Below are 25,344 nucleotides of genomic sequence, written 5' to 3'. Positions count from 1 at the left end.
CACGTAAATTCATTGCTTCTTCTATGTTACGATGAAATAATGCCGGCGACAAATTCTTTCAATGATTTTATTGCTTCTTCCCTTTCGCCTTCCTTCTTCAGCTTGTCCTTGTGTTTTTCAACCTCTTTCATAATTGCACTGCCGATAATTACTCCGTCGCAGGAGCCTTGCAAATCTGCTACATGTTCTTTTTTTGAAATGCCAAACCCAACAGCAACCGGGACTTCGGCGTGTTTTTTTACCTGCTTAATAAAAGAAAATGCTTCAGGAGGGAAATTCTCTCTCGTTCCGGTCACTCCCAGACTTGATACACAATATAAAAATCCTTGAGCCTCTTTTGCAATCTTTTCTATTCGATGCTTTGAGGTAGGAGCGACGAGAGAAATAAACGACAACCCATTTTCTTTTGCGTTCTTTGCGAACTCCTGACTTTCTTCAAAAGGAAGATCAGGTACTAACACACCATCTGCCCCTGACTCTTTGGCACAATTGATAAATTTATCCTCGCCAAACTGAAGGATCGGATTATAATAGGTAAAAATAACGACAGGAATCGTAAGGCCCCTTTTTCTCATTTCCGGGATTAGAGTAAGGGACTTTTCAAGAGTTATTCCCTGCCCCCGGGCCCGCTCAGCTGAACGTTGAAGGACCGGCCCGTCTGCCAGGGGATCCGAGTAAGGAATACCAAGCTCCAATATATGAGCCCCTTGCTCTTCAAGCGCCAAGGCTAATTGGATGGTGGTTTCTTTGTCTGGGTCTCCTGCCATAATGAACGGAATGAATAATGGGTAGGAAGCTTTTTTTGCGGCAGCCTGTACATTGTCCCTAAGGGCTTTCATTAGCTCTCCCCCTCTGTTTTCAACTTTTCACGGATCGTATGGACATCTTTATCCCCTCGTCCTGAAAGGCAGACAATCAGCGTTTCGTCCTTACTCATTGATTGAGCGGTTTTAAAGGCAAGGTGAAGAGCATGGGAGCTTTCTAGTGCTGGCAGGATACCCTCTGTCTTTGAAAGCTTCTTAAGAGCCTGCAGCGCTTCTTCATCCGTGACTCCCTCGTACACAGCCCGGCCGCTGTTAGCCAGGTGGGCATGTTCCGGGCCGATGCCGGGATAATCTAACCCTGCTGAAATAGAATAAGGTTCGATGATCTGGCCTGCTTCATCCTGGATTAAATAGGTCAGGGATCCGTGAATAACGCCTCGTGTTCCTTTCGTGATTGTAGCAGCATGCTCGTCTGTATGAAGACCTTTACCTGCTGCCTCTGCTCCGAAAAGCTTCACATCATCCTGAAGGAAAGGATAGAATAAGCCAATTGCATTGCTTCCCCCTCCTACACAGGCAACCGCTGCTTCTGGCAGGCGGCCTTCTTTTTCTATGATTTGCTCTTTCGCTTCGTCTCCAATCACTCTTTGAAAGTCCCGGACCAATTTTGGATAAGGATGGGGACCGACAACCGAACCAATTAAATAAAAAGTATCCTCCACGTTTGCCACCCAGTATCTGAGCGCTTCATTTGTAGCGTCTTTGAGTGTTTTACTGCCTGAAGAAGCAGGTATGACCTCAGCACCTAACAGCTCCATGCGAAATACATTCAAAGCTTGCCTGCGAATGTCCTCTTCGCCCATAAACACCTTACATTCCATTCCCATTCTTGCTGCAACTGTTGCAGTAGCGACCCCATGCTGTCCTGCTCCTGTTTCGGCCACGATCTTATTTTTCCCCATCCGTTTTGCAAGGAGAACCTGTCCGATTGCATTGTTCAGCTTATGAGCTCCAGTATGGAGAAGGTCTTCTCGTTTTAGGTAGATTTTCGCTCCGCCAAGCTCTTCTGTCAGCCTTTGGGCAAACGTAAGCGGAGTAGGTCTGCCTGCATATTCTCTTAAAGTATCAGCATACTCCTTTTGGAATGCTTCATCCGCCAAGGCTTCTTCTAATGCCTGCTCTAATTCTTCAAGGGCATACATCAATGTTTCAGGAACAAACTTCCCTCCAAATTCACCGAATCTGCCTTTATGATCTGGATACATTACGCTCATGAGTTTCCAACCTCTTTTCTATCTCCTGAATGATTGCGGGATCTTTTTTGCCTTCTCTTTCAGTTCCGCTGGATATGTCCACTCCATAAGGCGAAAAAGTCAGGAGTTCTGCTATATTGTCTTTATTGATGCCGCCTGCTATAAAGAGAGGCAGGTTATATTCACAGCCTGCTTGCTTATAAAAAGGAACAGCCTCCCAGTCAAAGGAGGTTCCTGTTCCTCCCCAGGCCCCTTTTACCCTGGCATCAATAACTATTCCATCGGCCTCCTTAAACTCCTTCAGCTGTGAAACCGTTTCTTCCCCGTGGTGAAGAGCTTTCCACACCAGACAGCCTGTCCGCTGCTGCACGGTTTTAAGGAAGCTGCCTGATTCTGTCCCATGCAGCTGGATAATATCAATGGGCACTTCATTTAGTACCGCTTCTATTTCTTTAATAGACGGGTTCACAAATAAAGCGACAAGCTCCTTATTTCCTTTCTCTGCTGTTTCAATCCAGGATTTTACTTGTCCTGCCGTAACTTTTCTTTTGCTTTCTGCAAAGACAAATCCTAAATAATCTGCGCGGCTCCCCATAGCCGTTTCTACATCCTCTAAGGAATGAAGACCGCACATTTTAAATTTAGTCTTCGCCATGAAGTGATTCCCCTTTCAGCCGTTTTACAGCCTCGCCAGGATCGTTTTGTTTCATTAGTGATTCACCTACCAGCACAGCATTTGCCCCTGCTTTTGCCACGCGCTCTAAATCCTTTGGTTCATGTATGCCGCTTTCACTTACAAAGACCGATTCTGCGGGAATCAAAGATCCTGTTTGTTCCGTCACTTCCAGACTTGTGACAAAAGTAGAAAGATCCCGGTTATTCACTCCAATAATTTCAGGGGTGAAAACGTTCATCAGTTCCTCTAATTCCTGGGAGGAATGAACTTCTACCAGGCACTCCATTCCCTTATTGTACGCCAGGTCATACAGTTCTTTAAGCTTTTCAGGTTCTAAGGCCGCGGCTATTAACAGGATAGCATCGGCTCCCAGGGCTTCACTTTCCTCTACTTGCAATGGATCAACAATAAAATCTTTCCGGAGGACGGGAATCGTAACGTGCTTTTTTATCTCTGTTAAATATTCTCGATTACCTTGAAAATACGTCACATCTGTTAATACAGAAATCGCATCTGCCCCTCCACTTTCATAGGACAAGGCAATCTCCAGCGGGTTAAAATCCTCTCTGATTACGCCCTTTGAAGGTGAGGCTTTCTTTACTTCTGCAATCACGTGAGATTGGCTTCCTCTGCGGGTTAGATAAGCTTTTAAGGAACGTCTTTCGCCTTGATAAGGATCAGGAATAGTAAGAGAAGCAATCTCTTCCCTTTTCGTTTCGAGAATTTTAGTTAGCATTCGTCTGTTTCATCCTTTCTTCCTTAAGCTCTTCTAACTTTCGCAAGACCGTGCCATCTTCCACAAACTGCTTTGCACGTTCATACCCTTCCTTTAGACTTTCAGCTTGGCCGGCAACATAAAGGCCGGCAGCGATATTTAATAATACAATGTCTTTTGCTGCCCCTGTTGTTTCACCAGAAAAAATACTATAAATAAGCTTGCTGCTTTCTTTTGGGGTGTTTACCTGAATGTCTTTAAGGGTCCACAGGTCTGCCCCTATTTCTTCAGGCGAGATCTCATAATGTGTAATGCTTTCACCATGTAGTTCTGTTACATATGTGTTGCCCGTGATCGTAATTTCATCAAGGCCGTCTGTACCGGTCACAAGCATCGCCCGTTTTGTTCCCAGGCGTTTTAAGACCTCAGCCATTTTTTTTCCGTACTCTTTATCAAAAACCCCTATCACCTGAACCTGGGCGTTTGCCGGATTTGTTAATGGTCCGAGCAAATTAAAAATGGTGCGAAATCCAATGTCTCTTCTAGGCTCCACTGCGTGTTTCATCGCAGTATGGTACAAAGGCGCAAACAAAAATGACATCCCTTGCCGGGCCAATGTCTGAGCTGCTGACTGCGGTGTACTTTGTACCGGTACTTGAAGCTCTTCAAGAACGTCTGCACTCCCGCTTTTAGAAGAAACAGAGCGGTTACCGTGCTTTGCCACCTTAATGCCCGCTGCTGACAAACCAATGGCAGCTGCCGTAGAGATATTAAAGGTAGATGTTCCGTCGCCTCCTGTACCGCATGTATCAATGACAAAGTTTTCTTTATGTGGAATTTTAACTACGTGATCCCTCATTGAGCGGGCAAACCCAGTCATCTCCTCGACTGATTCCCCTCGAAACCGAAGAATGGTTAACAGGCTCGCAATCTGACTTGGCGTGGCCTCTCCTGTCATGATTTCATCCATCACTTCTTTGGCTTCATGTTCAGTCATATGTTCTCCATTAATACAAGCGTTCAGCATGGCTTTGATCATGGTTTCCACTCCCCTCATTCTTTTCTCGGCTAAACATGGTCTCTGCTGTTTCAATAGCTCTGATTAAAGCGCCAGCTTTGTTTTGCGTTTCTTCATATTCCTTTTCTGGAACAGAATCAGCTACAACGCCTGCTCCTGCTTGAATATACGCCTTCCCATTTTTGACTACCATCGTGCGGATAGCAATACAAGAATCGACATTTCCGTCATACCCCACATATGTCACGGCTCCTGCGTACACTCCCCGGCGATCAGGTTCAAGTTCCTTAAGAATTTCCATGGCCCGTATTTTTGGCGCTCCAGATACCGTTCCTGCAGGAAATGCTGCCATGAGAGCTTCCAAGGGCTGCTTTTGTTTAGACAGTCTGCCGGTAACTTTGGAAATGATATGCATTACGTGAGAAAAACGTCCGATCTCCAGGAGTACAGGAGTCTCCACGCTGCCATACTCGGCTATTCTGCCTACGTCATTTCTTGCCAAATCCACAAGCATGTAATGCTCAGCTCTCTCTTTCTCATCATCAAGGAGCTCCTTTGCCAGCGCTTCGTCTTCTTCAAGGGTTTGACCTCGTTTTCTTGTACCGGCAATCGGGTGAATTTCAACATGTTCATTATGAATCTGGACAAGTCTTTCCGGAGAACTTCCTACTATTTCGTAATTTTCAAAATGTAAATAAAACAAGTATGGAGAAGGATTAATCATTCGTAATACACGGTAAATGTCAAATGCTGTTACTGTAACTTCCCGTTCGAAACGCTGAGATAAAACAGCTTGAAATATGTCCCCGGCATGAATGTATTCTTTGATCTTTTTTACATCTTCTTCAAATTGTTCTTTGTTATAGTTAGAACGTACCGAAGAAAAATCGGGGGTCAAGTTAGCAGTTATAGGCTCAGACAGCAGTCCTTCCTGTGAGCTGTTCCTGAATAAAGAGCTCACTCTTTCAACTTCTTCCTGTGCTTTTTTATAAGCTGTTCCCGCTGTACTAGATTGAGTATCAGCATGGTGTATAATAGATAATTCCTTGCTGTTATGGTCTAACGCTATAATTGTTTCACAGAATAAAAAGTGAATGTCTTCTCTTTCTTCGTCCCTGCTCTGCTCTTTTAAAACCGGCTCAAAGTCTTCAGCCGCATCAAAAGGAACCACTCCAACAGCTCCCCCTGAAAAAGGCACTTCAAGCTCGGAGGGTGCAGGATTAATCCACTGCAGCGCATCTGCAAAAAGGCTTGTTAAATCTGTAGATGCCAAGACAGTTTCCTTATTCATCCTCTTAAAGGTGAATTCCCCCTGTCTCCCATCAATGCGGTATATAGGGTTCAATCCTATAAAGGAATATCTTGACCAAGGTGACGCTTCATCCTTGCTTTCAAGGAGGAAAACAGCTTCCCCTTCTACTTGTTTATAAAGTTGTATAGGTGTTAACGCATCTGCAAAAAAACGGCGGACATAAGGCACCGTGCGATAAGTATGGGAATATTCAAGAAATTGACTGTTCGTTGTTTCAGACATTTTCATTCACCTCTCTACGAAAATTTGTACCGTGAGAGGAGTACAAGAGGAGGGGGGAGGGGAGACTTTATTTATTTATCTAAATTAAATTGAAAAGCCTAAAGCGCTGGAGCTTTAGGCTTAAAAGGACATAACTTTTCCTTCTCCGCTCAACTATACTCTGCTCAACTCTCACTCTGCTCTTTTCTTTCAACTTACAATCTTTATCCTAATCTCAGCTCTAAACTTCTTTCATGTTACCTTGCATCTTGAGAATTTGTCAAACCTAAATCAGGACGAAGAACGGACGCTCCGCCAAGGTATACATGGTTAATTTCTTCCTGGGCTTTGGCTGTATCAACGGTTACCATGATCCTTATGCACTTTTCAAGACTGCCAGGCACAGGAATTTCCGTCGCACACATAACAGGCACGTATTGCCAGCCTTCAAAGGATCTTGTTACCTTTGCCGGAAAGGCAGTATCCAGATCCTTTGTTACTGTAAACCAAATGTGAGCGACTTGCTCAGCGTTTATTCCATTTTTATCAATCATCTGCTGTAATAAAGATGTGGTAGCTTGTAAAATGTCTTCGGACTGGTTGTTTTCTACAGTAATAGCCCCCCGAATACCTCTAATCATTGTCCTCCCCCTTTACTTATCAGCCAATACATTCTGAATAACTTTCTCTTCCACGGCAGCAATCATTGGTTTTCCCGGTTCTGGAAGAAGAACCATTCGTATCTGGCCTTTTGAAGACTTTTTATCCTTTTTCATTGTCTCAATTAACTCTTTATGAGACAGGTCTTTATGTTTATTTACAGGGTATCCCAAATCTTCTAACCATTTTTCTTCACTTTCTACGTCCCAGGCAGACAGTTGCAAGGCGTTGCTTACTTTCATTGAAAATAAGATGCCGATAACGACAGCCTCGCCGTGGGTAAGGCCTCCATAGCCTATGTTTTTTTCAATAGCATGGCCAAGAGTGTGGCCGAAATTCAAATAACCTCTGACCCCTGATTCTTTTTCATCGTCTTGAACGATGTCAGCTTTCACTTGAATGGAGCGAGTAAGCAGGTCTTTGATTTGGTCTGACTTTAAGTCTGAGATCGACTGAACTTTCTTTTTAAGCAGCTCCACAAACTCTTGATTACTGATGTAGGCATGCTTAATCATTTCAGCAAAACCTGACCTCCACTCTTCATCCGGCAAGGTAAGAAGAGTGTTAGTATCATACAAAACGGCTTTCGGCTGATGGAAAGCTCCCACCATGTTTTTGCCAAGAGGGTGATTGATCCCTGTCTTCCCCCCCACACTGCTGTCATGGGCAAGAAGAGTAGTCGGCATTTGAATAAAAGGAATCCCTCTCATATAAGTAGCTGCCATAAACCCGGCAATGTCACCAATTACACCCCCGCCTAGTGCAACGATAATTGACTGGCGGTCTAGTCCCTTTTCAAGAGCCTTTGTCAGTAAATTTTCATATTGAGTGAAAGATTTGGTTTCTTCCCCTGCCGGTAACACAGCTGTTTCTACAGGAAGAAAAGGAGCAAAAGCTTCCGACACCTCTGTGAGATAAACAGAACCGACCTTGCGATCAGTCACAATAAGAACTTTGCTTTTTCCGCTGAGGATGTCTTTTAACAGCATCCCTGCCTGCTTTCTGATGTTCGCTCCAACCCAGATAGGATATTCTCCTGAGGAGGAACGGATGGTTAACGTCGGTTCCATTAAAATTCCCTCTCCCACTGTCGCTGTTCTTCAAGATTTCGTTTCAAGGCATCCATTCTGTCCGCTCCGAATGCTTCTACGATCGCTTTTGCCACTTCAAATGCTACTACATTCTCCATTACAACAGAGGCCGCGGGCACTGCACAGCTGTCAGACCTTTCGATACTTGCCTGAAAAGATTCTTTGGAATCGATATCTATGCTATTTAAAGGCTTATATAATGTAGGAATCGGCTTCATGACACCCTGGACCAAAACTGGCATACCGTTTGTCATGCCTCCTTCAAATCCCCCGAGGTTATTTGTTTTTCTTTTATACCCTTCCTTTTCATCCCAAGTAATCTCATCATGAACCTTGCTTCCCGGCTTGCGTGCGGCTTCAAAACCAATGCCTATCTCCACACCTTTAAAGGCGTTAATACTCATTACCGCGCCTGAAATTTTCCCATCAAGCTTTCGGTCGTAATGAACATAGCTTCCTAGCCCAACGGGAAGACCTTCTACTACAGCCTGCACCACACCGCCAATTGAATCTCCCTCTTTTTTTGCCTGGTCGATAGCTTCCATCATTTTCTTTCCCGCTTCTTCATCTAAGCAGCGAACAGGAGAAGATTCGGTTCTTTCCTGAAGGTCCTTAATACCGTTATACTCGGTATTTTCAGCTTTCACCCCGCCGATTTCCAATACCTGTCCGGCCACTTCAATGCCAAGGCTCTTTAAAAACTTTTTAGCTACTGCTCCGGCGCATACTCTGGCAGTAGTTTCTCTAGCAGAAGAGCGCTCTAGCACATTTCTCATATCTCGGTGATTATATTTAATGGCTCCATTTAAATCAGCATGTCCTGGCCTTGGCCGGGTGATTTTCCTTTTCACTTCTTTTTCTTCCTCTTCAGTGAGAGGATCAGTACCCATTATTTTTGTCCAATGCTTATAATCATCATTTTTTACGACTAACGTTATGGGAGCACCTGTTGTCTTACCGTGCCTGACGCCGCTTAAAATTTCCACCTGATCCTTTTCAATTTGCATGCGGCGCCCGCGGCCGTATCCTCCCTGCCGGCGCAGCAGCTCTTTATTTATGTCTTCCTGCAATAATTCGAGGTGAGCAGGTACTCCTTCAATAATCGTAGTTTGCTGCGGGCCATGAGATTCTCCTGCTGTCAAATATCTCATATTACAACTCCACTCCTCTTCTCACTGTTCTTATCTCTTTAGCGCTTTTATGCATTAAATGATAACATATTCTTGCTTTCATTTGAAAGCTCAGACCAAAATTCTTCTATTATTTTGAATCTTCCTGCCAGTTTTAAGGATGAAAGGGGACAGTCTGACCTCTCTCACGCCTATATATTTTTTATTTTTTTATAAAAAAATGTATCCTCTGCTTCAAAACCATATTGTTCAGGATTAAAAATCTGCTCAGTGCTTCCTACAAAAAGAACTCCCCCGATCGTTAACGCTCGGTTAAATTTCTTGTAAAGAATTTCTTTTGCTTCTTCGGTAAAATATATCAGTACATTTCTGCATATCACCAGGTTCAAGCCTTTGCTAAAAGGCTCGGACAACAGGTTTTGTGTAGTAAAACTGACATTTCTCTTAATGTCTGGAGCGACCCTGTAGCCTGAAGACTCTTTTTGAAAAAATTCATTTTTGGCCAGCGGAGGAACATTTTTTAATGAACGTTCACTGTAAAAGCCTGCTTCTGCCCTTTTAATTACAGATTGATCGATATCTGTGGCTAAAATGTTGTAGAGACAGTCGGGAAAGTGAGACTCCATAATCATGGCCAGCGTATAAGGCTCTTCCCCTTGCGAACAAGCGGCAGACCAGGCATTAAGGCTCTTTGTTTCCGATAATAAACGAGGCAGTATTTTTTCTGATAAAACCTGCCAACGTCCTGGGTTTCTATAAAATTCAGACACGTTAATCGTAATTCTTTCAAGAAAATCATCTAACAGCTCAGCTTGTTTTGTTAAGCCATGCTGATAAAAGGCTGAAAAATTGGAAAACCCTTGTTTTTCATAAAATGCTGTAAGCCTTCTTTTCATCTGAGCTTCTTTATACAAATTCAAGTCTATACCTGTTTTTTTCAAAATCTCGAATTTAAAACGTTCATAATCCTGCTTTTCATCGAGAAGGCCCCCTGTAATTTTCTCTTCCCCCATCTTCTTATGTCCCCTCTGCTGTCAATAAATATGTAAATGTAATAGTCTCTTTGTACCACAAAAAGAATGAACCTGCCAGCATTTTCAAAAGCCCTCTTGTTCCACCCTTAACAACGTTCTTCCAAAAGTATCACAGCCTGTATTAATAAGAAGTCTTGAAAATACAAAAAACCGGCATCTGCCGGTTTCTTATTTCTTATACCCAAGTACCAATCGTTTTTGTATAAGATTGAAGTTCACTTTTCTCAAAAAATAACCCTATTTCTCTTTCTGCGCTCTCACTTGAATCAGATCCATGAATGATATTCATTCCTACTTGAACGGCAAAGTCACCGCGGATCGTGCCAGGTGCTGCATCACTAGGATTGGTAGCTCCCATCATCTGACGAGCGGAAGCGATTACATTTTCGCCCTCCCATACCATTGCAAACACTGGACCAGAAGTAATAAAATCAACCAACTCACCAAAAAACGGCTTATCTTTATGCTCTCCGTAATGCTTTTCAGCTAATTCATTGGAGATTGTCATTAATTTAGCACCTGCTAACGTGTACCCTTTCTTTTCAAAGCGGCTGACAATTTCCCCTACTACATTTCTTTGTACGCCGTCAGGCTTTACCATTACAAATGTTTGTTCCATAAAAAATCCCTCTCTTTATCATATGTATAAATACTTAACTCGTTTCAACCTTCATAATTGTACCAAAAGTTCCTTGCTGCAGCAATATTAGTAACGTTCTTTTTTTTCAATCTATTGGAATCGTTTTCTTTTTTTCATACTGGCAGATCATTGTCTCATGTCTTCCTAGGGGCCCTGCGGCCAGAAGGCGTCTTACACTTTTTCTCTACAATCAAGTGACCTAAAAATGAATATTCGCCTTAGGCTCCTCTTATGGGAAAGAGCCTACCCAAACAAAGCTCTGCCTATATAAAAAAGACAGAGCTTCCCTTAATGATCTCTTTTCCCAATATATTTTGCAATGCTTTGAAGTGATTCTGTGGCGGATATATCCGGCAGCCCTTCAAGTGCTTCAAAGGCTTTTTTTAGATAGCGCTGGCTCATATCTTTGGAAAACTCCATACCCCCGGATTCCCGGATTTCCTGCAGAACTTCCCTCATTAGTCCCTCTTCAGGATCTTCATTCGCAAAGATTTCTCTTAATTTCTCTCGCATAGAAGAATCCTTATCCATAGCATACAACACCGGTAAAGTAATATTGCCCTGAAGGAGATCACTCCCCGCCGGCTTGCCCAATTCTTTTTCTGTTCCCACAAAATCCAGAACATCATCAATAATTTGATAGGACATCCCCAGGTTGTATCCGTAAGCATGAAGTCGTCGCTGGTCAGCCTTACTCGCATCTGACGCCATCGCTCCTAGTTCACAGCTAACGGCAATGAGTATGGCTGTTTTGCGTCTAATACGTCGTAAATATGTACGAAGATTTTGATCCCAGTTATATTGATCCCTGATTTGCTCTACTTCCCCAATACACATTTCAATCATCGTATTAGATATAACCTTATGGATTTCCGGTTTTTCAAAAAATGTAGCTTTTTCTATCGCTTTAGCAAACAAATAATCTCCTGAATACATTGCTACCCTGTTATCCCACTGCGCCTTGATGGTCTTTTGCCCTCTTCGAAGCTCGGCATCGTCAATGACGTCGTCATGAACAAGGGAAGCCATATGAATTAATTCAAGAGAGACAGCAATGTGCTTTATCCGTTCAATATCATACGTACCGTAATTCCCTGCAAGTAACACCACAACAGGACGAATTCTTTTCCCGCCGGCTTTAAGCAAATGAAGGGACGCATCTTCCAGTACAGGATGAGTGGTTAAAACGGAGCGCTCCAGCTCCTCTTCAATTTTCTGAATCTCTGGTCTTAAATAATTATATAAATCTGCCAACTTCATTGCGTTCACCTTCAAATAATGGTTTGGCTCTCTAAACCTTTCTTCCACATGGACAGCTGTTTTACAGGCTGTTCAATAAATCTGTGTTTGTACACTAAATGATAGTAATAGAGTAGGCCTTCTTTTTCCTTTTCTGAAAAATCATAAACTAATCCACTGAAATAATGATCCCAAAACTCTTTTCGTCCGCCATGCTTATGAATAATTTCTTGAATCATGGTCTGGAAATTGGTCTGAATAGACAGCTGTTTACTTCGTTGGAGGTTCTTATAGAGTTCTTCAAGCAGCTGATTTTCTTTTCTTGCAATATCTTTTCTCACTGCAATCACTGCAAACGTCATAGGAAGTCCTGTATTTTCATACCAGAGTCCCCCGATATCATAAACATACAGCCCTGAAGACTTTTCCCAGCTCTTAAAGATGGCATCATCACCAATAAGAAGACATGCGTCATGTTCTCTGAGCATCTCAGCTCCATTTGGCTCCATCAAATTGTACGTAATATTTTCATGTTTGTAAAACTCTTTAAGGATCACTTTTAATAAATGGACTGATGTGGCGCTGCTGTTCGTTAACGCAATGTCACTGTGTGAAAGCTCAGTTATAGGCTTTTTGGAAAATAAGAAAATAGAACCGACATTCCCTTTAGCAGAGACAGAAAGATCGGGAAGAAGGTCATAGAGCTCAGGATTCTGTCCGTAGGCAAAGGAAGAAATCCCCCCCACATGAACGCTTCCTTCCTTCATAGATTTATTCAGTTGAGCCGGAATCTGGGGAACAAAGGAGCACCCTTTTTCCTCTAACTCCTCACGCTTTAAAAAATAATAAAGGGGCAATATGTTTGTATAAGAAATTTCCCCGATTGCAAGCTTCACTGCTGTTCCCCCCATCGTGTAAATAAGGTATGTTCAACTCCTAAATTATCAAGCACTTTCCCTACTACAAAGTTAACAAGATCATCAAGTGATGCAGGAAGGTGATAAAAGCCTGGCATCGCCGGAATAATATGGGCTCCTGCTTTTGAGAGAGCAGTCATGTTTTCTAAATGGATTTGATGCAAAGGCGTTTCTCTTGGCACAATGGTCAAGCGTCTTCCTTCTTTTAGCATGACATCTGCCGTTCTTTCTAAAAGATTCCCTGAGTTTCCATTAGCAATTTTGGATAACGTTCCCATGGAACAAGGAATAATAATCATTCCGTCGTTTTTGTACGAACCGCTGGCTATAGGAGCTGTAAAATCACGAAGACTGTGGGTGTGCAGGTGCTCCAGATTCCCTTCTCCAAATAATTGTTCAAGGCAGGCACTCCTATTTGATGTATCAAGCCTCAGCTCTTCTCGAAACACCTGCCAGCCGGCTTCTGAAATAAGAAGGTGTACCTTACAGTGGTTTTTAAGCAGCTCCTTTGTTAACCGCACACCATAAATCGCCCCGCTTGCACCTGTGATTGCTACTGTGTAAATCTTTTGAGGGGTCTTCATATTAATAAATCTCCTATCGTGAAAACAAGCATTACTATGCTTATCACTCCGTTCATCGTAAAAAAAGCCACATTCACTTTTGATAAATCGTCTGCTGATACCAGAGAATGTTCGTAAACCATAATGGCGCCTGCAATAAGGACTCCCACTAAAAATACCCAGCCTAATGTTGAGGCGGCAAACAGCCATAATAGAAGTGAAAAGCTGAGTATGTGAAAGGCCTTTGCAAACATTAATGCTTTTCGGATGCCAAACCTGCTGGGAATCGAATGAAGCCCTGCTCCCCGGTCATAGTCAGCATCCTGCGTCGCATAGATAACGTCAAAGCCTGCTGTCCAGAAAGCAACAGCAAAAAACAACAGATAGGCTTCAAGCTGCAAAGTTCCTGTCGCACCAACCCAGCCGCCCAGTGGGGCTATTCCAATCGTAAGACCGAGAAATACATGGCAGAGCCAGGTAAAACGTTTCGTGTACGAATAAAAAACAAGAAAGAAAACAGCCAATGGCAGTAAATAAACAGCCAGCATATTTAACTGAAAGGCAGAAACGAACAAAAGAGCAAAGGAAAAGAGAATAAAGGCTAAGGTCTCCACCTTTGATATCAACCCTGCTGGTATAGCCCGCCCTGCTGTCCGGGGATTGTCCTTATCAATTTTGGCATCAATGACTCTATTTAGACTCATGGCAGCACTTCTTGCCCCTACCATTGCAAGGGTGATCCAAAGCCACTCCCACCACGTTGGCCATGTTCCTTCTACAACAAAGCTTCCAAGTACTGCTCCTAAAAAAGCAAAAGGTAAAGCAAAAATAGTGTGTTCAAATTTTATCATTTCAAGTATTATCTTTATTTTTCGCATAACAGTAATTTACCCCAATTCATCCTCTAGGACAGCTGATCCTTTCTTAACAGCAAAATGCGTCGCAGCCACTCCTCCGGAATACGATTGAACGTCTACGCGGTCAAAGCCTGCACGGAAAAACATTCCTGTAAGTTTATTTTTATCTGGAAAGTTCATTGTAGATTCCTGCAGCCAGGAATATTCATCATAGCTTTTGGCAAGGACTTTGCCAAATGCCGGCATTACATACTTAAAGTATAGGTTGTATACCTGTTTAAATCCCGACTTTTCAGGCTGGGAGGTTTCCAGACAGACTGCTTGTCCACCTGGTTTCAGGACCCGATGCATTTCCTGTAGTACTGTATCATAGTCCGGCACGTTCCTAAGGCCAAAACCAATGGTAACAAAGTCAAAGGAATCATCTTCAAATGGAAGGTTCATAGCATTTCCCTGCATCAGAGTTATATTGCCATACTTTGAAGCATCTACTTTCTTTTGACCTACCTGAAGCATATTCGCACTGAAATCCAATCCAGTGACTTCCCCCGACTCGCCTGCTTCTTTTGCTAACGCCAAGGTCCAGTCTCCCGTCCCGCAGCATATATCAAGAGCTTTTGCTCCTTCGAAAACTTTCATTTTTTTCATGGTATCCTTGCGCCAGGCTTTATGGCGCTGAAAACTGATTACAGAATTCATCATATCGTATTTATCATGTATTGACTCAAATACTTGATGCACTCTTTCTTCTTTAGTTTTTGCCATCTTTACCCTTCTTCCACTGCATTATCCTGATAATAGCTGTCTTTTGAAATTACTTCCTGAATCCGGTTCACCATTGGAGCTGGAAGCGGATGACTGGAAAGAAAAGACTTAAGCTCGCCTTGAAATTGCTCATTCTTCTCAGCTGCCCAGCGTTTTGTTTCTGTACTTGGCCAATTCTTCGGCTGGCTTTCCGCTCCCCCGGTAACATAACGGTTAATGGCGTTCGCCACAGCGGACACCACAACAGAAGAGTCTTTGTTTACTTCTTCAGAAATACGTTTATAAACAAAGAAGATTTCAGCCACGGCACCTATCCATTCTTTCCCATAAAATTCAGCCATATTTCTGATTAACCCGGTTTCGGCTCCTGTTATTCCTTCCACCAGCGCCTCTTCACTTAGGACCTCTGATTGATGGAGGGTCATTTTGTGTTCATTCATTTGTTGTATGGAGGCCGTAAACACATTTAATACGGAAAAATGTTTTCCTTTGGTAAGAGTATGGTAATAAAGACTGCTGAAGAAATCTCCTGCCAGCACAGTTAATTGCCTGGACTTTTTCTTTTGGTCACAATCTAAATTTTGTAATGATATGGATTCATGCACTTCAAACGCCGCCTCGACTAAAAGGGCAGCGAGAATTTGTTCTTTTTGTTTTTTCTTTGGTAAATGATCGGTTATCGTATAAAAGAAAAGGATCTTATCTTCGTCTACGGTCGGATCCTTTACATATCGGGCCAAATATGAGTGATCAATAAGCTCGTAAAAGCTTTCTTTGATCTCAGCAATCTTAGATGCCAGAATATGTTGACTGTTCATTAGTGACGTCCCCCATACTCTATTCTGTTCATAAATGACTGTCTTACGTTTCGACAGAAATTCTATGTAATGTGACAATAAAAGCATTCATGTCTTTATATTATAGCATAAAAAAGAAAAACCCTTAAACATCTTGTTTTTCCATAAGTATTCTAGGCAAACCCTTTCAAAAGGGCAAAAAGAGTGCTTTCACAGCAGATGCAGTGAAAGCACATAAGTTATGAATCTGTATCCATCTCCCCGTGACTCGTTTGGATTACTGCTTTGCCACGAATTTTGACAGCTGAAGTATGTTCAGTAAATTGGGCGATCATTACTTCGCCTTTGTCCAGTTTTTCAGAATGATGAAAACGTGTATCCGTTCCTCGTGTCAGGCCAATCACGTTCACACCGTCTTCTTTTGCTTTTATGACAAAAAAGTCATCCTTCCCATCCATAGCACTGGTTCCTCCTCTTCACGTTTCCGTACTCAGCGGTTTATTAAAGAAAGGACTTCTGCTCGCGAAGCTTCATCTTTTTCAAAAACTCCTCTTACAGCAGAAGTGATCGTCATAGATCCAGGCTTCTTTACACCTCTCATCGTCATACACATGTGCTCTGCTTCCACTACCACTATCACTCCATGAGGTCCCAGCATTTCGACAATACTGTTTGCAACGGTTGATGTTATCCTCTCTTGAAGCTGAGGTCGTTTTGTTACTGTTTCTACGGTTCTTGCCAGTTTGCTTAACCCGGTAACTTTCCCGCCTTTTGGTATGTACCCGACATGAGCTTTCCCATAAAAAGGAACTAAATGATGCTCACACATTGAATAAAAAGGAATATCCTTCACAAGAACAAGTTCCTCATGGTCTTCTCCAAAAACAGTGCGCAAGTGCTCTGATGGATCTTCGGTTATTCCGGAAAAGATTTCCTGATACATTTTTGCTACACGCTTAGGAGTATCTATTACGCCTTCTCTGTCCGGATCGTCTCCTATGCCTTCCAAAATCATCCGAACGGCTTGTTCAATTTTCTCTTGATCAAAGGTGCTCACTCGTTAGCCCTCCATAAAATAATGTATTATCTTGAAAAAGTTTAGCACAGGGACCTCTTAAAAGCAAAGAAAGTCAGCTATCTGCTCCTTGTAAGGCAAAAGCAAAAAAACCTCCTGAAGGAGGCTTTCCACTTTTTTCTGCCGCTGCATTTTTCAGCTATAAAATGATCGCAATGAGCCCGCCGGACCCTTCATTGATAATCCTTTCTAACGTTTCTTTAAGTTTGTACCTTGCATTTTCCGGCATCAATGAAAGCTTTGCCTGGATTCCTTCTCTTACAATGGAATTAAGGGAACGTCCAAATATATCTGAATTCCATATAGATAATGGATTTTCCTCAAAGTCTTGCATTAGATAGCGGACAAGTTCTTCGCTCTGCTTTTCTGTTCCGATGATCGGGGCAAATTCAGACTCGACATCAACTTTAATCATGTGTATGGAAGGAGCCACTGCTTTCAGCCTTACTCCAAATCTTGCACCCTGCCTGATAATCTCCGGTTCATCCAGACTCATATCAGTCAATGCTGGCGCTGCTATTCCGTATCCAGTCTGCTTTACCATCTTTAAAGCATCAGCTACTTGATCATATTCACTTTTTGCATAAGCAAAGTCCTGCATAAGCTGAAGAAGGTGATCTTTTCCTCTAATCTCTACTCCTACAACTTCTTTTAATATTTGATCATATAAATCATCGGGCGCGTACAAATCAATTTCAGCTACTCCCTGCCCCATTTCAATGCCTGCCAGACTAGCATTTTCAATAAATTCAAATTCAGTCGCAAACTGGTCTACTACCCTGTCTACATCCCGAAGCCTTTTAATGTCTTTTACAGTGTTTCTTACAGATTCCTCATATTCATTTCTGAGCCAATGATCTTCTCTTAGCACCATTACCCAGCTCGGAAGGTTTACATTGACTTCATGCACCGGAAACTCAAACAATACTTCGCGCAGAACATTATGAATGTCATGCTCACCCATACTTTCAATACTTAAAGCCAGGACAGGGATATCGTGCTCCTCGGCTAACTGTCTCCGCAGATCTTCTGTTTCAGGATGCTGGGGCCTGACGGTGTTGACAATCATGATAAACGGTTTTCCAACTTCCTTTAATTCTTCTATTACCCTTGTTTCAGATTCCAGATAGTCGGCTCGAGGGATTTCACCAATTGTGCCATCTGAAGTCACCACAACGCCAAGGGTTGAATGCTCTTGAATTACTTTTCTCGTCCCTATTTCTGCGGCTTCTTGAAAGGGAATAGGTTCCTCATACCAAGGAGTATTTATCATACGAGGACCATTTTCATCCTCATAGCCCTTCGCTCCAGGGACAGCATACCCAACGCAATCCACAAGACGGATATTAACCTTAAGTCCTTCATCAACTTCCAGGGAAACAGCTTGATTAGGCACAAACTTCGGTTCTGTGGTCATAATTGTTTTGCCCGCCGCACTTTGCGGAAGCTCATCCTGTGCCCTTGCCTTATCGGCCTCACTTTCCATATTTGGAAGCACCACTAACTCCATAAATTTCTTGATGAATGTGGACTTCCCAGTCCGAACTGCCCCAACCACCCCTAGGTAAATGTCGCCGCCGGTTCGTTCGGCGATATCTTTAAAGATATCAACTTTTTCCACGAGATCCCCTCCCGTTCAAGATAATATTTCCTTTTTAACGAAATTATTATGGCAGACGTTACATTCTATGATGTTGTCCACACGATATGACTGAAAATATGAAAGTAAAGATAAGGAAAGCTTCGTCTTACTTGGCTCCTGCCGGAAGAGGAGAAAATGTCTGCCAACGGTTTGCCTGTCTCCTCTTGGTTAGTCGAACCTGCTCCCGGCACACCCGTTGTTGCACAAAAAAACCTCTTTCAACCCATTATATAAGGGAGAAAGAGGTTTAGAACTGTTATATCTCTTCTGTCATGAAAACTGGTTCATCATCTTCTATCGTATAAGGGACAGAGAATGCCGGGACAACAGGAAATTCTTCAGCCAAAAGCTGCCTGATGTCTTCTCCTTCTTCATAACTGTGGTCAAATTCACGGAGAGCCATATTCAAATCAATTGAATAATCTATATAGATCTGGCCGCTTCTATCCATTAAAAGAGGGAGATAAGTGTCGAAATAAGGACTTTGCACTCTTGCATCTCTATGGTAATTTAACCGGTCCAAATCGATCGTGAACAATCCTGGAGCGACTGTCTCATCTACTGGCGCAAAACCGTTCTTATTAATATACTGATTGACAAAACGCTGGAACTCCTGGATTTCACGCATAAGTGAAAGCTGAAGCACTTTCACTTCAGGATCTTCCTCGACATTCATCAGTACGTATTGAAAAGTACCTCCATTTTCAAAAGAATTACCTGGAGGTTCTTGAATATAACGAGGCATTAACCTTCTAAAGTCTATCACATATCTTTGATATTCTTGTATGTTTCCATCTCGTGTCTGAATAGGCAGCACACCGTGGTCCTGCTGATATTGATCTACTGCAGTCTGGACAGACTGGATTTGGTTGTCGTAAGGCACTTGGTTTTCAGCACGCTTTTCCTGTGGATACATGCAGCCGTTCAAAACCAAAGATACTAAAATTAAAATACTTATAAGCTTTCCTTTTCTCATGGTGCTACACCTCTTTACGTCAATTGCACTATACTCCCAGGTCTAGAGAGGTCTGACTTACAGCAAGGTAGCCGCATCAGCCAGTGGGCCGCGAAAAACAACAAGAAATACAATCAAACCAGCAATCATTAAACAAACAAAGGAAAAAGATAATACGATAAATCGAAAAATACCTGATAGCTTTTCTCTTGCTAATAATGCAAAAGCTACGGATACAAACATTAAAAATAATCCTACAAAAGAAAACCACATATTATCTAAAGCGCTCATAGCTCACCCTCCTTTTTCACCGTACATATTATAACACAGGCTTGTCTGCACGCCAGGATTTTCATGACAATTTTATGTATTTCTATTCCTCTTCAAAAAAAGAACTGGAGAACGGGGCCTCTCCAGCTCTTTGCGACTAAATTCTTTCTATAAGCAGTCTGCTCCATAGTTTCCGATTCATTTTAGTATATGCTTAGCATTTATTTGTTCCTTCACACCGGCCCATTTTTTTAAAATATATATTTTCCAGAAAGGGTTATTTTCTAAATAGCTGACTTAAAGAGGCAAAGTCCATAGGGATGTTATTGTTTACAATAGCTTTTACAAGTTCATCTTCCTTTTGTTTGGAGACCTTTACTCCTGCCAAACGAGCAACATCATTAATCAGCCTTCGAACCGTTGATTCATCTTGAAAGTTAGCCCCTTCCACTGACTGGGCCAGCTTAAATAAATCTTCCTGTTTAACATTTGTTTTTCGTTCTACATTATCAAAAAAGCCATCCTTACCACTCACATTTATGCCTCCCTTTCGTTTCTGGCTCAAGGTATCTTATGCAAAAGGGAGGAAACTGTGCTAGATGTCTTCGCTTCTCGGAGGAGAAGTTTTTTCTGAATAACCGCCTTGAAAATCCGGTCCCAGAAGAAAAGAAAGGTTTTCGACTTCGTGTTTTTTCACACGGCCCATCAGCCTTTCAACGGCTTCTTCAGGAAGGCGATCATTAAATAAAACGTCATATAGTGCTTCTGTTATTGGCATTTCTACACTTTCTCTCTCGGCAAGCTGGTAAGCAGCTTGAGTCGTTCGCACTCCTTCGACAACCATTCCCATTTCTTTGAGTACCTGGTTTAGATCCATACCTTTTCCAAGCATATTACCAGCCCGCCAGTTTCGGCTGTGAGTGCTTGTACAGGTAACAATTAAGTCCCCGAGCCCTGACAGTCCCGCGAAAGTCATCGGATTGGCTCCCAGTTTAATACCAAGTCGTGCAATTTCAGCCAGGCCTCGTGTCATTAAAGCTGCCTTGGCATTATCCCCATATTCCAGGCCGTCAGTCAAACCGACACCTAATGCAATAATGTTTTTCAAGGCTCCACCCAACTCTACCCCAATCAGGTCAAGGTTTGTATAAACACGAAAATGCTTGTTCATAAAGAGGTCCTGAGCCTGTTTAGCGCTTTGTGCGTCCAAAGATGAAACCGTCACGCTTGTAGGCTGCCTCTCACATACTTCTTCCGCATGACTCGGTCCTGACAAGACGACGGTAGAGCCGATCAGGTTATCCTCCACTTCATCTTCAATCATTTCGGAAATTCTTTTTAATGAGTCTGGCTCAATTCCTTTACTTGCATGGATAAGCACAGGTTCAGAATTAAGATAGGGCTTCATATGCTGAAGAGTTTCCCTGATTGCTTTTGTCGGGACGACAAGCAGCACAAAGGACACCCCAGAAACTGCTTCCTTCAAATCATGATATCCTTTTATATTTTCAGGAAGCACCCGGCCGGGAAGATACCTAGTATTGGTATGTTCCTTATTCATTTCCTCTACCTGCTCTTTGCGCCGAGCCCAAAGCCTGACGTCATGTCCATTATCAGCAAGGACCATAGCAAGGGCTGTTCCCCAGCTCCCTGCTCCGATCACTGCTACTTTTTCTTTCACATCCCTCACTCCTTTCCCTCACACCTCTATACCCTATATGTATCGTTACTATTTTGTTTTTGCGCCAATTTTACTTTCGGTGCCCTTTGCAAGCCGTTCTAAATTAGTACGATGACGCCAAATAGAAAGAAGACCAACAACTATTGTAAAATAAAAATAAGGCATAGGATGATCATAATGCTCCAGCGTCAAAAAGACCGCAAGGGGAGTCAGGGCAGCAAAAATAAGAGAACCCAATGAAACGTAACGTGTAATAATAATAGACAATATAGCGATCACACCTACATATACAGCAGGAAAGAAAACAAGGCTGGCCACCACCCCTATAGTGGTGGCTACTCCTTTTCCTCCTTTAAAGCCGTAATAAATCGGCCAATTATGACCAAGGATAGCAGCCAGGCCTGCAAGGGCAGGAGCCACTCCCTCCATCTCTCCAATTACGGTGAAAGCTGGCAGCACCTCGGCAGCCTCCAGGTAACGAGCAATAACTACAGCAGCAACCCCTTTAAAAATATCTAACGCCAGCACCAGGACCGCAGGGCCTGTACCAAGTACCCTAAGTGTATTGGTAGCACCGGCATTCCCGCTTCCATGCTGGCGGATATCAATCTTTTTAATTCTCTTTGCTATGACGTAGCTAAAGCTGATGGAGCCGATAAGGTATGCCAAAAGGACTGATACAATCGTTTCCATACTATTTTCCTCCCCCTAGGAACACTTTATCTCTAGTTATTCATTCTTTTTCCTTGCAATAATTCGCAGCGGGGTTCCTTCAAAGTGAAATGCCTCTCTAAGCCGGTTTTCTAAAAACCTCTTATACGAAAAATGAAGAAGTTCAGGATCATTCACAAAAAGAACAAACGTAGGAGGCGCTACTGTTACTTGTGTGACATAATTGATTCTTAGCCTTTTCCCATGATCTGTTGGTGTTGGGTTCATTGCCACAGCATCCATAATCACATCATTTAATACGTGAGTCGGAATTCGCTGGTTATGATTGTCCGCTACATTGTTCACTAAAGGAAGCAAGTGCTGAAGGCGCTGCTTCGTTTTTGCTGACAAAAAGAGGATTGGGGCATAGGAAAGAAATAAGAATTGCTCTCGTATATTTTCAGTAAACAAAGCCATTGTTTTGTCATCTTTTTCTACGGCGTCCCATTTATTTACGACCATAATGACTGCCCTCCCTGCTTCATGGGCATAGCCTGCAATCTTTTTGTCTTGCTCAATGATCCCCTGTTCCCCATCGATCACTATTAAAACCACATCAGAACGTTCGATAGCCCTTAAAGCACGGAGCACACTATACTTTTCTGTGCTTTCATATACTTTCCCTCGTTTTCTCATCCCTGCTGTATCAATGAGTACATACTTTTGGTCGTCTTTTTCAAACGGTGTATCGACGGCATCTCTTGTCGTACCAGCAATATTGCTGACAATAACACGCTCTTCTCCCAATACTGCGTTTACAAGAGAGGATTTACCTACATTTGGACGTCCAATGACAGACACTCTGATTGTATCTTCCTCATACTCGTCTTCTTCTTCCTCAGGAAATTGATTGACCACCTCATCGAGCAGGTCACCAAGACCAAGGCCATGTGAGCCTGAAATAGCTATAGGCTCTCCGATGCCAAGAGAATAAAATTCATAAATTTTATCCATCATGTCAGGGTTATCAATCTTATTTACACCAATAATGACAGGTTTTTTCGTACGGAAAAGGAGATTGGCTACTTCTTCATCAGCCCCTGTGACTCCTTCTCTTCCGTTTACCATAAAAACGATAACGTCAGCTTCATCTATTGCGATTTGAGCCTGCTCTCTCATTTGAGTTAACAACGGCTCGTCCCCAATCTCAATACCACCTGTATCAATTAAATTAAATTCCTTATTTAGCCATTCAGCTTTACTGTAGATGCGATCCCTTGTTACTCCTGGAACGTCTTCTACGATGGCAATTCTTTCACCTACTACACGATTAAAAATAGTCGACTTCCCAACATTAGGGCGTCCTACAATGGCTACTACCGGCTTGGCCATGTTTTCCCAACCTTTCTTTCCACTTCTTATTCCATATTCTTGTTGCTGTTTATCCGCTTTCAGAAGTGCTTTGTGTTAGCTTCTCATTTTCTTCCACGCAACATCTGCATACACTATACCTGTATTCTCCACAGAAGAAAACCCTTCTTTTCTCTGGAAGAAGGGAACATCAGCTTTCTTATTCTATCAGAGTGATATTCTCTTCGACAAGTTCTTTGAAGGAAAAGACTGCCTTTTAGACACCTGGTATAGCCCTTCTTCTAAGCAGCCCCATAAATAAATAATAAAAACAGCCGCTGCCCATTTATCAAAAAAAATAGGAGGCGCAATAAACATTCCTTCCGTTAAAGATGATAAGACCATAGAGGCGACCACCTCTCCTGGAAAAAATATAAGAAAGGATGCTGCAACCCTTTCCTTTTGCCTTTGGAGCAGTAATATAATAGAAAACGCCATAATACCAGCGGGTACAAATGTCAGATGCCAAAGGAAAAAAACAGGATCATACCATTCGATAAATCGAAGGGTTGCATATAAAAAAAGTAAGGCCAAACTGTTTCCAGCCACCCTGAAAAGTGAAAAGCCTTTACACCTGCCGGCATAAAGAAAGCCTGCTGTAAACAACAAAATAAATGCTAGATTTATATTTATGTTCCCCCATTGTACATGAAACGAAGAGGCTATAATACCAAGGAGGGTAACAGAAGACCACCATAATCGTTCATTTGTTTCTTTATGAAAAAAAGTAAGACATATCCACAAAAACCAGCCTATCAAATAAAACCAGAGTCCAACCATTCTAAACTCCTTTTTATTGCCCAGTATAGACAGAAAGCTACAATCCTAACCTCGCTTATATAAGAGACAAGGACAATAATCAATAAAAAAGAAGAGGTATTCTCAAAAATGATGATTTTGAGCGCGCCTCTTCTCATAACAATTAGGAAAGCAAGAGCCTCTTAGTGAGAAAGGTTTTTCCCCTCCTCTACCTGCGGCTGTAGATTTCCGTAGCAATCCCTCTTTCACTTAGCCAGTGAGCGGTTTCCCCGCTGATCACCAGAGGAGCTTTTTGCAGTCTGTCAATGTCCGGAGTACCTAACGCAGTCATAACCGCTTGTAATTGACTCTTAGCAGTCTCGATATATGATATGACCCCCTCGGTACCTGATTCTTTCAATACTTTCAGCATACTGCCAGCAAGGCCTGCTGCTGAAGCTCCGAGTGCGATGACTTTAGCAATATCTGCTCCATCCTTTATGCCCCCTGAACCAATGATGCTCACTTTTTCTTTGCATTGAGCAATCTCTGCAATAGATGCCGCCGTTGAAATCCCCCAGCTGTCAAAGAAATCCAGTGGTATCTCTCTTCGTTTGTTTTCAATGGTCGAAAAATTAGTTCCTCCCTGGCCGCCTGCATCTATAATGGAAACACCTGCATCCGCAAGTTCTTTGGCCGCTTCCTTTGCTATCCCAAATCCCACTTCTTTAACAATTACAGGTACTCCTATCCTTTCAGAAATAGAAGAAATACGAGAGACGGTTCCTTTAAAATCTCTGTCCCCTTCTGGCATTACGAGCTCCTGAATCACATTTAAGTGGATCTGCAGGGCGTCTGCTTCCAGCATGTCTACGGCAGCCTTTGCCTGATCTACCGTCGCCTCACTTCCAAGATTAGCGAAAATACAGCCATTTGGGTTTTCCTTTCTTACAATCGTATATGTATTCTCCTCCGCATTATCTTTTAAAGCTGCCATTTGCGACCCTACTGCCATAGCTGTATTTGTGGCAGCGGCAGCTTGTGCCAGCTTGCGGTTTATCGTTTCCGTTTCCTTTCCTCCGCCCCCGGTCATGGCGTTAATAATAATCGGCGAACTTAATGTAAGTTCGCCGATTGCTGTAGAAATATCTACTTCCATAAGGGAGGTTTCGGGTAAACTATTATGAACGAAACGGAGGTCATGTAAACCGTTACCACCGGAAAAACCGGTGGATAAGGCGTGCGTGATGTGGTCTGCTTTACGTTTCGCTCTTGTCACCTTTTCTAAGC

The 25,344-nt window shown here is 42.7% G+C and carries 28 protein-coding genes; all 28 read right to left on the bottom strand.

Going from position 1 to position 25,344, the window contains the following annotated elements:
• Positions 1-26: 26 nt before the first annotated feature.
• The 28 genes from trpA to fni all read right to left on the bottom strand — a co-directional run bounded on the left by trpA (position 27) and on the right by fni (position 25,333).
• Positions 27-839, bottom strand: a complete 813-nt coding sequence (trpA, locus tag CEF17_RS05030) for a tryptophan synthase subunit alpha (protein ID WP_100398557.1) — start codon at positions 837-839, stop codon at positions 27-29.
• The gene (gene trpB / locus CEF17_RS05025) at positions 839-2,038 is read right to left on the bottom strand and encodes a tryptophan synthase subunit beta (RefSeq protein ID WP_100398556.1); all 1,200 of its coding nucleotides are present in this window, start codon (positions 2,036-2,038) and stop codon (positions 839-841) included. The genes trpA and trpB overlap by 1 nt, the downstream gene beginning before the upstream one ends.
• Complete coding sequence (locus CEF17_RS05020; RefSeq protein ID WP_100398555.1) at positions 2,013-2,672, bottom strand: phosphoribosylanthranilate isomerase; 660 nt, start codon at positions 2,670-2,672, stop codon at positions 2,013-2,015. The genes trpB and CEF17_RS05020 overlap by 26 nt, the downstream gene beginning before the upstream one ends.
• On the bottom strand, positions 2,659-3,429 hold the full coding sequence (gene trpC / locus CEF17_RS05015) for an indole-3-glycerol phosphate synthase TrpC (RefSeq protein ID WP_100398554.1): 771 nt from the start codon (positions 3,427-3,429) through the stop codon (positions 2,659-2,661). The genes CEF17_RS05020 and trpC overlap by 14 nt, the downstream gene beginning before the upstream one ends.
• Entirely contained in the window at positions 3,419-4,447 is a 1,029-nt protein-coding gene (gene trpD / locus CEF17_RS05010) for an anthranilate phosphoribosyltransferase (protein WP_100398553.1), read from the bottom strand. The genes trpC and trpD overlap by 11 nt, the downstream gene beginning before the upstream one ends.
• A complete protein-coding gene (gene trpE, locus CEF17_RS05005) occupies positions 4,416-5,960 on the bottom strand; it encodes an anthranilate synthase component I (protein WP_100398552.1) in 1,545 nt (514 codons plus the stop codon). The genes trpD and trpE overlap by 32 nt, the downstream gene beginning before the upstream one ends.
• A 236-nt stretch (positions 5,961-6,196) precedes the next feature.
• Positions 6,197-6,580, bottom strand: coding sequence for a chorismate mutase (gene aroH / locus CEF17_RS05000; protein WP_100398551.1), 384 nt, complete (start codon positions 6,578-6,580; stop codon positions 6,197-6,199).
• A 12-nt stretch (positions 6,581-6,592) separates the two neighbouring features.
• Complete coding sequence (gene aroB / locus CEF17_RS04995; protein ID WP_100398550.1) at positions 6,593-7,669, bottom strand: 3-dehydroquinate synthase; 1,077 nt, start codon at positions 7,667-7,669, stop codon at positions 6,593-6,595.
• Positions 7,669-8,841 carry a chorismate synthase gene (aroC, locus tag CEF17_RS04990; RefSeq protein WP_100398549.1) on the bottom strand — a complete coding sequence of 391 codons (1,173 nt, stop codon included), beginning with the start codon at positions 8,839-8,841 and terminating at the stop codon, positions 7,669-7,671. The genes aroB and aroC overlap by 1 nt, the downstream gene beginning before the upstream one ends.
• A gap of 170 nt (positions 8,842-9,011) precedes the next feature.
• Positions 9,012-9,833 carry a CheR family methyltransferase gene (locus CEF17_RS04985; protein WP_100398548.1) on the bottom strand — a complete coding sequence of 274 codons (822 nt, stop codon included), beginning with the start codon at positions 9,831-9,833 and terminating at the stop codon, positions 9,012-9,014.
• Between the two features lie 196 nt (positions 9,834-10,029).
• Complete coding sequence (gene ndk, locus CEF17_RS04980; protein WP_054635653.1) at positions 10,030-10,473, bottom strand: nucleoside-diphosphate kinase; 444 nt, start codon at positions 10,471-10,473, stop codon at positions 10,030-10,032.
• Positions 10,474-10,782: 309 nt separating this feature from the next.
• The gene (gene hepT / locus CEF17_RS04975) at positions 10,783-11,754 is read right to left on the bottom strand and encodes a heptaprenyl diphosphate synthase component II (protein WP_100398547.1); all 972 of its coding nucleotides are present in this window, start codon (positions 11,752-11,754) and stop codon (positions 10,783-10,785) included.
• Between the two features lie 11 nt (positions 11,755-11,765).
• On the bottom strand, positions 11,766-12,629 hold the full coding sequence (locus CEF17_RS04970; RefSeq protein WP_100398546.1) for a menaquinone biosynthetic enzyme MqnA/MqnD family protein: 864 nt from the start codon (positions 12,627-12,629) through the stop codon (positions 11,766-11,768).
• A complete protein-coding gene (locus CEF17_RS04965) occupies positions 12,626-13,234 on the bottom strand; it encodes a UbiX family flavin prenyltransferase (protein ID WP_100398545.1) in 609 nt (202 codons plus the stop codon). Before CEF17_RS04965 ends, CEF17_RS04970 begins: the two co-directional genes overlap by 4 nt.
• The gene (locus tag CEF17_RS04960; protein WP_100398544.1) at positions 13,231-14,091 is read right to left on the bottom strand and encodes a UbiA-like polyprenyltransferase; all 861 of its coding nucleotides are present in this window, start codon (positions 14,089-14,091) and stop codon (positions 13,231-13,233) included. Before CEF17_RS04960 ends, CEF17_RS04965 begins: the two co-directional genes overlap by 4 nt.
• Before the next feature lie 9 nt (positions 14,092-14,100).
• A complete protein-coding gene (locus tag CEF17_RS04955) occupies positions 14,101-14,835 on the bottom strand; it encodes a demethylmenaquinone methyltransferase (protein ID WP_100398543.1) in 735 nt (244 codons plus the stop codon).
• A 2-nt stretch (positions 14,836-14,837) separates the two neighbouring features.
• Positions 14,838-15,653 (bottom strand): heptaprenyl diphosphate synthase component 1, encoded by an 816-nt coding sequence (locus CEF17_RS04950; protein WP_157842929.1) that lies wholly within the window; start codon positions 15,651-15,653, stop codon positions 14,838-14,840.
• A 218-nt stretch (positions 15,654-15,871) separates the two neighbouring features.
• A complete protein-coding gene (gene mtrB, locus CEF17_RS04945) occupies positions 15,872-16,090 on the bottom strand; it encodes a trp RNA-binding attenuation protein MtrB (RefSeq protein ID WP_100398541.1) in 219 nt (72 codons plus the stop codon).
• Between the two features lie 32 nt (positions 16,091-16,122).
• Complete coding sequence (folE, locus tag CEF17_RS04940; protein ID WP_100398540.1) at positions 16,123-16,689, bottom strand: GTP cyclohydrolase I FolE; 567 nt, start codon at positions 16,687-16,689, stop codon at positions 16,123-16,125.
• Between the two features lie 157 nt (positions 16,690-16,846).
• Positions 16,847-18,328 (bottom strand): stage IV sporulation protein A, encoded by a 1,482-nt coding sequence (spoIVA, locus tag CEF17_RS04935; RefSeq protein ID WP_100398539.1) that lies wholly within the window; start codon positions 18,326-18,328, stop codon positions 16,847-16,849.
• 277 nt (positions 18,329-18,605) lie between these two features.
• Positions 18,606-19,325, bottom strand: coding sequence for a hypothetical protein (locus CEF17_RS04930; RefSeq protein WP_100398538.1), 720 nt, complete (start codon positions 19,323-19,325; stop codon positions 18,606-18,608).
• A 57-nt stretch (positions 19,326-19,382) separates the two neighbouring features.
• Positions 19,383-19,595, bottom strand: a complete 213-nt coding sequence (locus tag CEF17_RS04925; protein WP_100398537.1) for a DUF2768 domain-containing protein — start codon at positions 19,593-19,595, stop codon at positions 19,383-19,385.
• Between the two features lie 256 nt (positions 19,596-19,851).
• Complete coding sequence (locus tag CEF17_RS04920; protein WP_100398536.1) at positions 19,852-20,109, bottom strand: stage VI sporulation protein F; 258 nt, start codon at positions 20,107-20,109, stop codon at positions 19,852-19,854.
• A gap of 60 nt (positions 20,110-20,169) precedes the next feature.
• Positions 20,170-21,255, bottom strand: coding sequence for an NAD(P)H-dependent glycerol-3-phosphate dehydrogenase (locus CEF17_RS04915; RefSeq protein WP_100398535.1), 1,086 nt, complete (start codon positions 21,253-21,255; stop codon positions 20,170-20,172).
• A gap of 48 nt (positions 21,256-21,303) precedes the next feature.
• Positions 21,304-21,948 (bottom strand): glycerol-3-phosphate 1-O-acyltransferase PlsY, encoded by a 645-nt coding sequence (gene plsY, locus CEF17_RS04910; RefSeq protein ID WP_100398534.1) that lies wholly within the window; start codon positions 21,946-21,948, stop codon positions 21,304-21,306.
• 36 nt (positions 21,949-21,984) lie between these two features.
• Positions 21,985-23,298, bottom strand: a complete 1,314-nt coding sequence (gene der / locus CEF17_RS04905) for a ribosome biogenesis GTPase Der (RefSeq protein WP_100398533.1) — start codon at positions 23,296-23,298, stop codon at positions 21,985-21,987.
• A gap of 186 nt (positions 23,299-23,484) precedes the next feature.
• Positions 23,485-24,096 carry a YphA family membrane protein gene (locus CEF17_RS04900; protein WP_100398532.1) on the bottom strand — a complete coding sequence of 204 codons (612 nt, stop codon included), beginning with the start codon at positions 24,094-24,096 and terminating at the stop codon, positions 23,485-23,487.
• A gap of 187 nt (positions 24,097-24,283) precedes the next feature.
• Positions 24,284-25,333: a type 2 isopentenyl-diphosphate Delta-isomerase gene (fni, locus tag CEF17_RS04895; RefSeq protein ID WP_100398531.1), complete on the bottom strand. Its 1,050-nt coding sequence runs from the start codon at positions 25,331-25,333 to the stop codon at positions 24,284-24,286.
• Positions 25,334-25,344 lie beyond the last annotated feature (11 nt).

Origin of the sequence: Bacillus sp. FJAT-44742 (genome assembly GCF_002797315.1) — a bacterium.
In the GTDB taxonomy this organism is placed as follows: domain Bacteria; phylum Bacillota; class Bacilli; order Bacillales; family Marinococcaceae; genus Thalassorhabdus; species Thalassorhabdus alkalitolerans.
The sequence above is the reverse complement of the archived record's forward strand: the minus strand, read 5'-3'. Positions and strand labels throughout refer to the sequence as shown.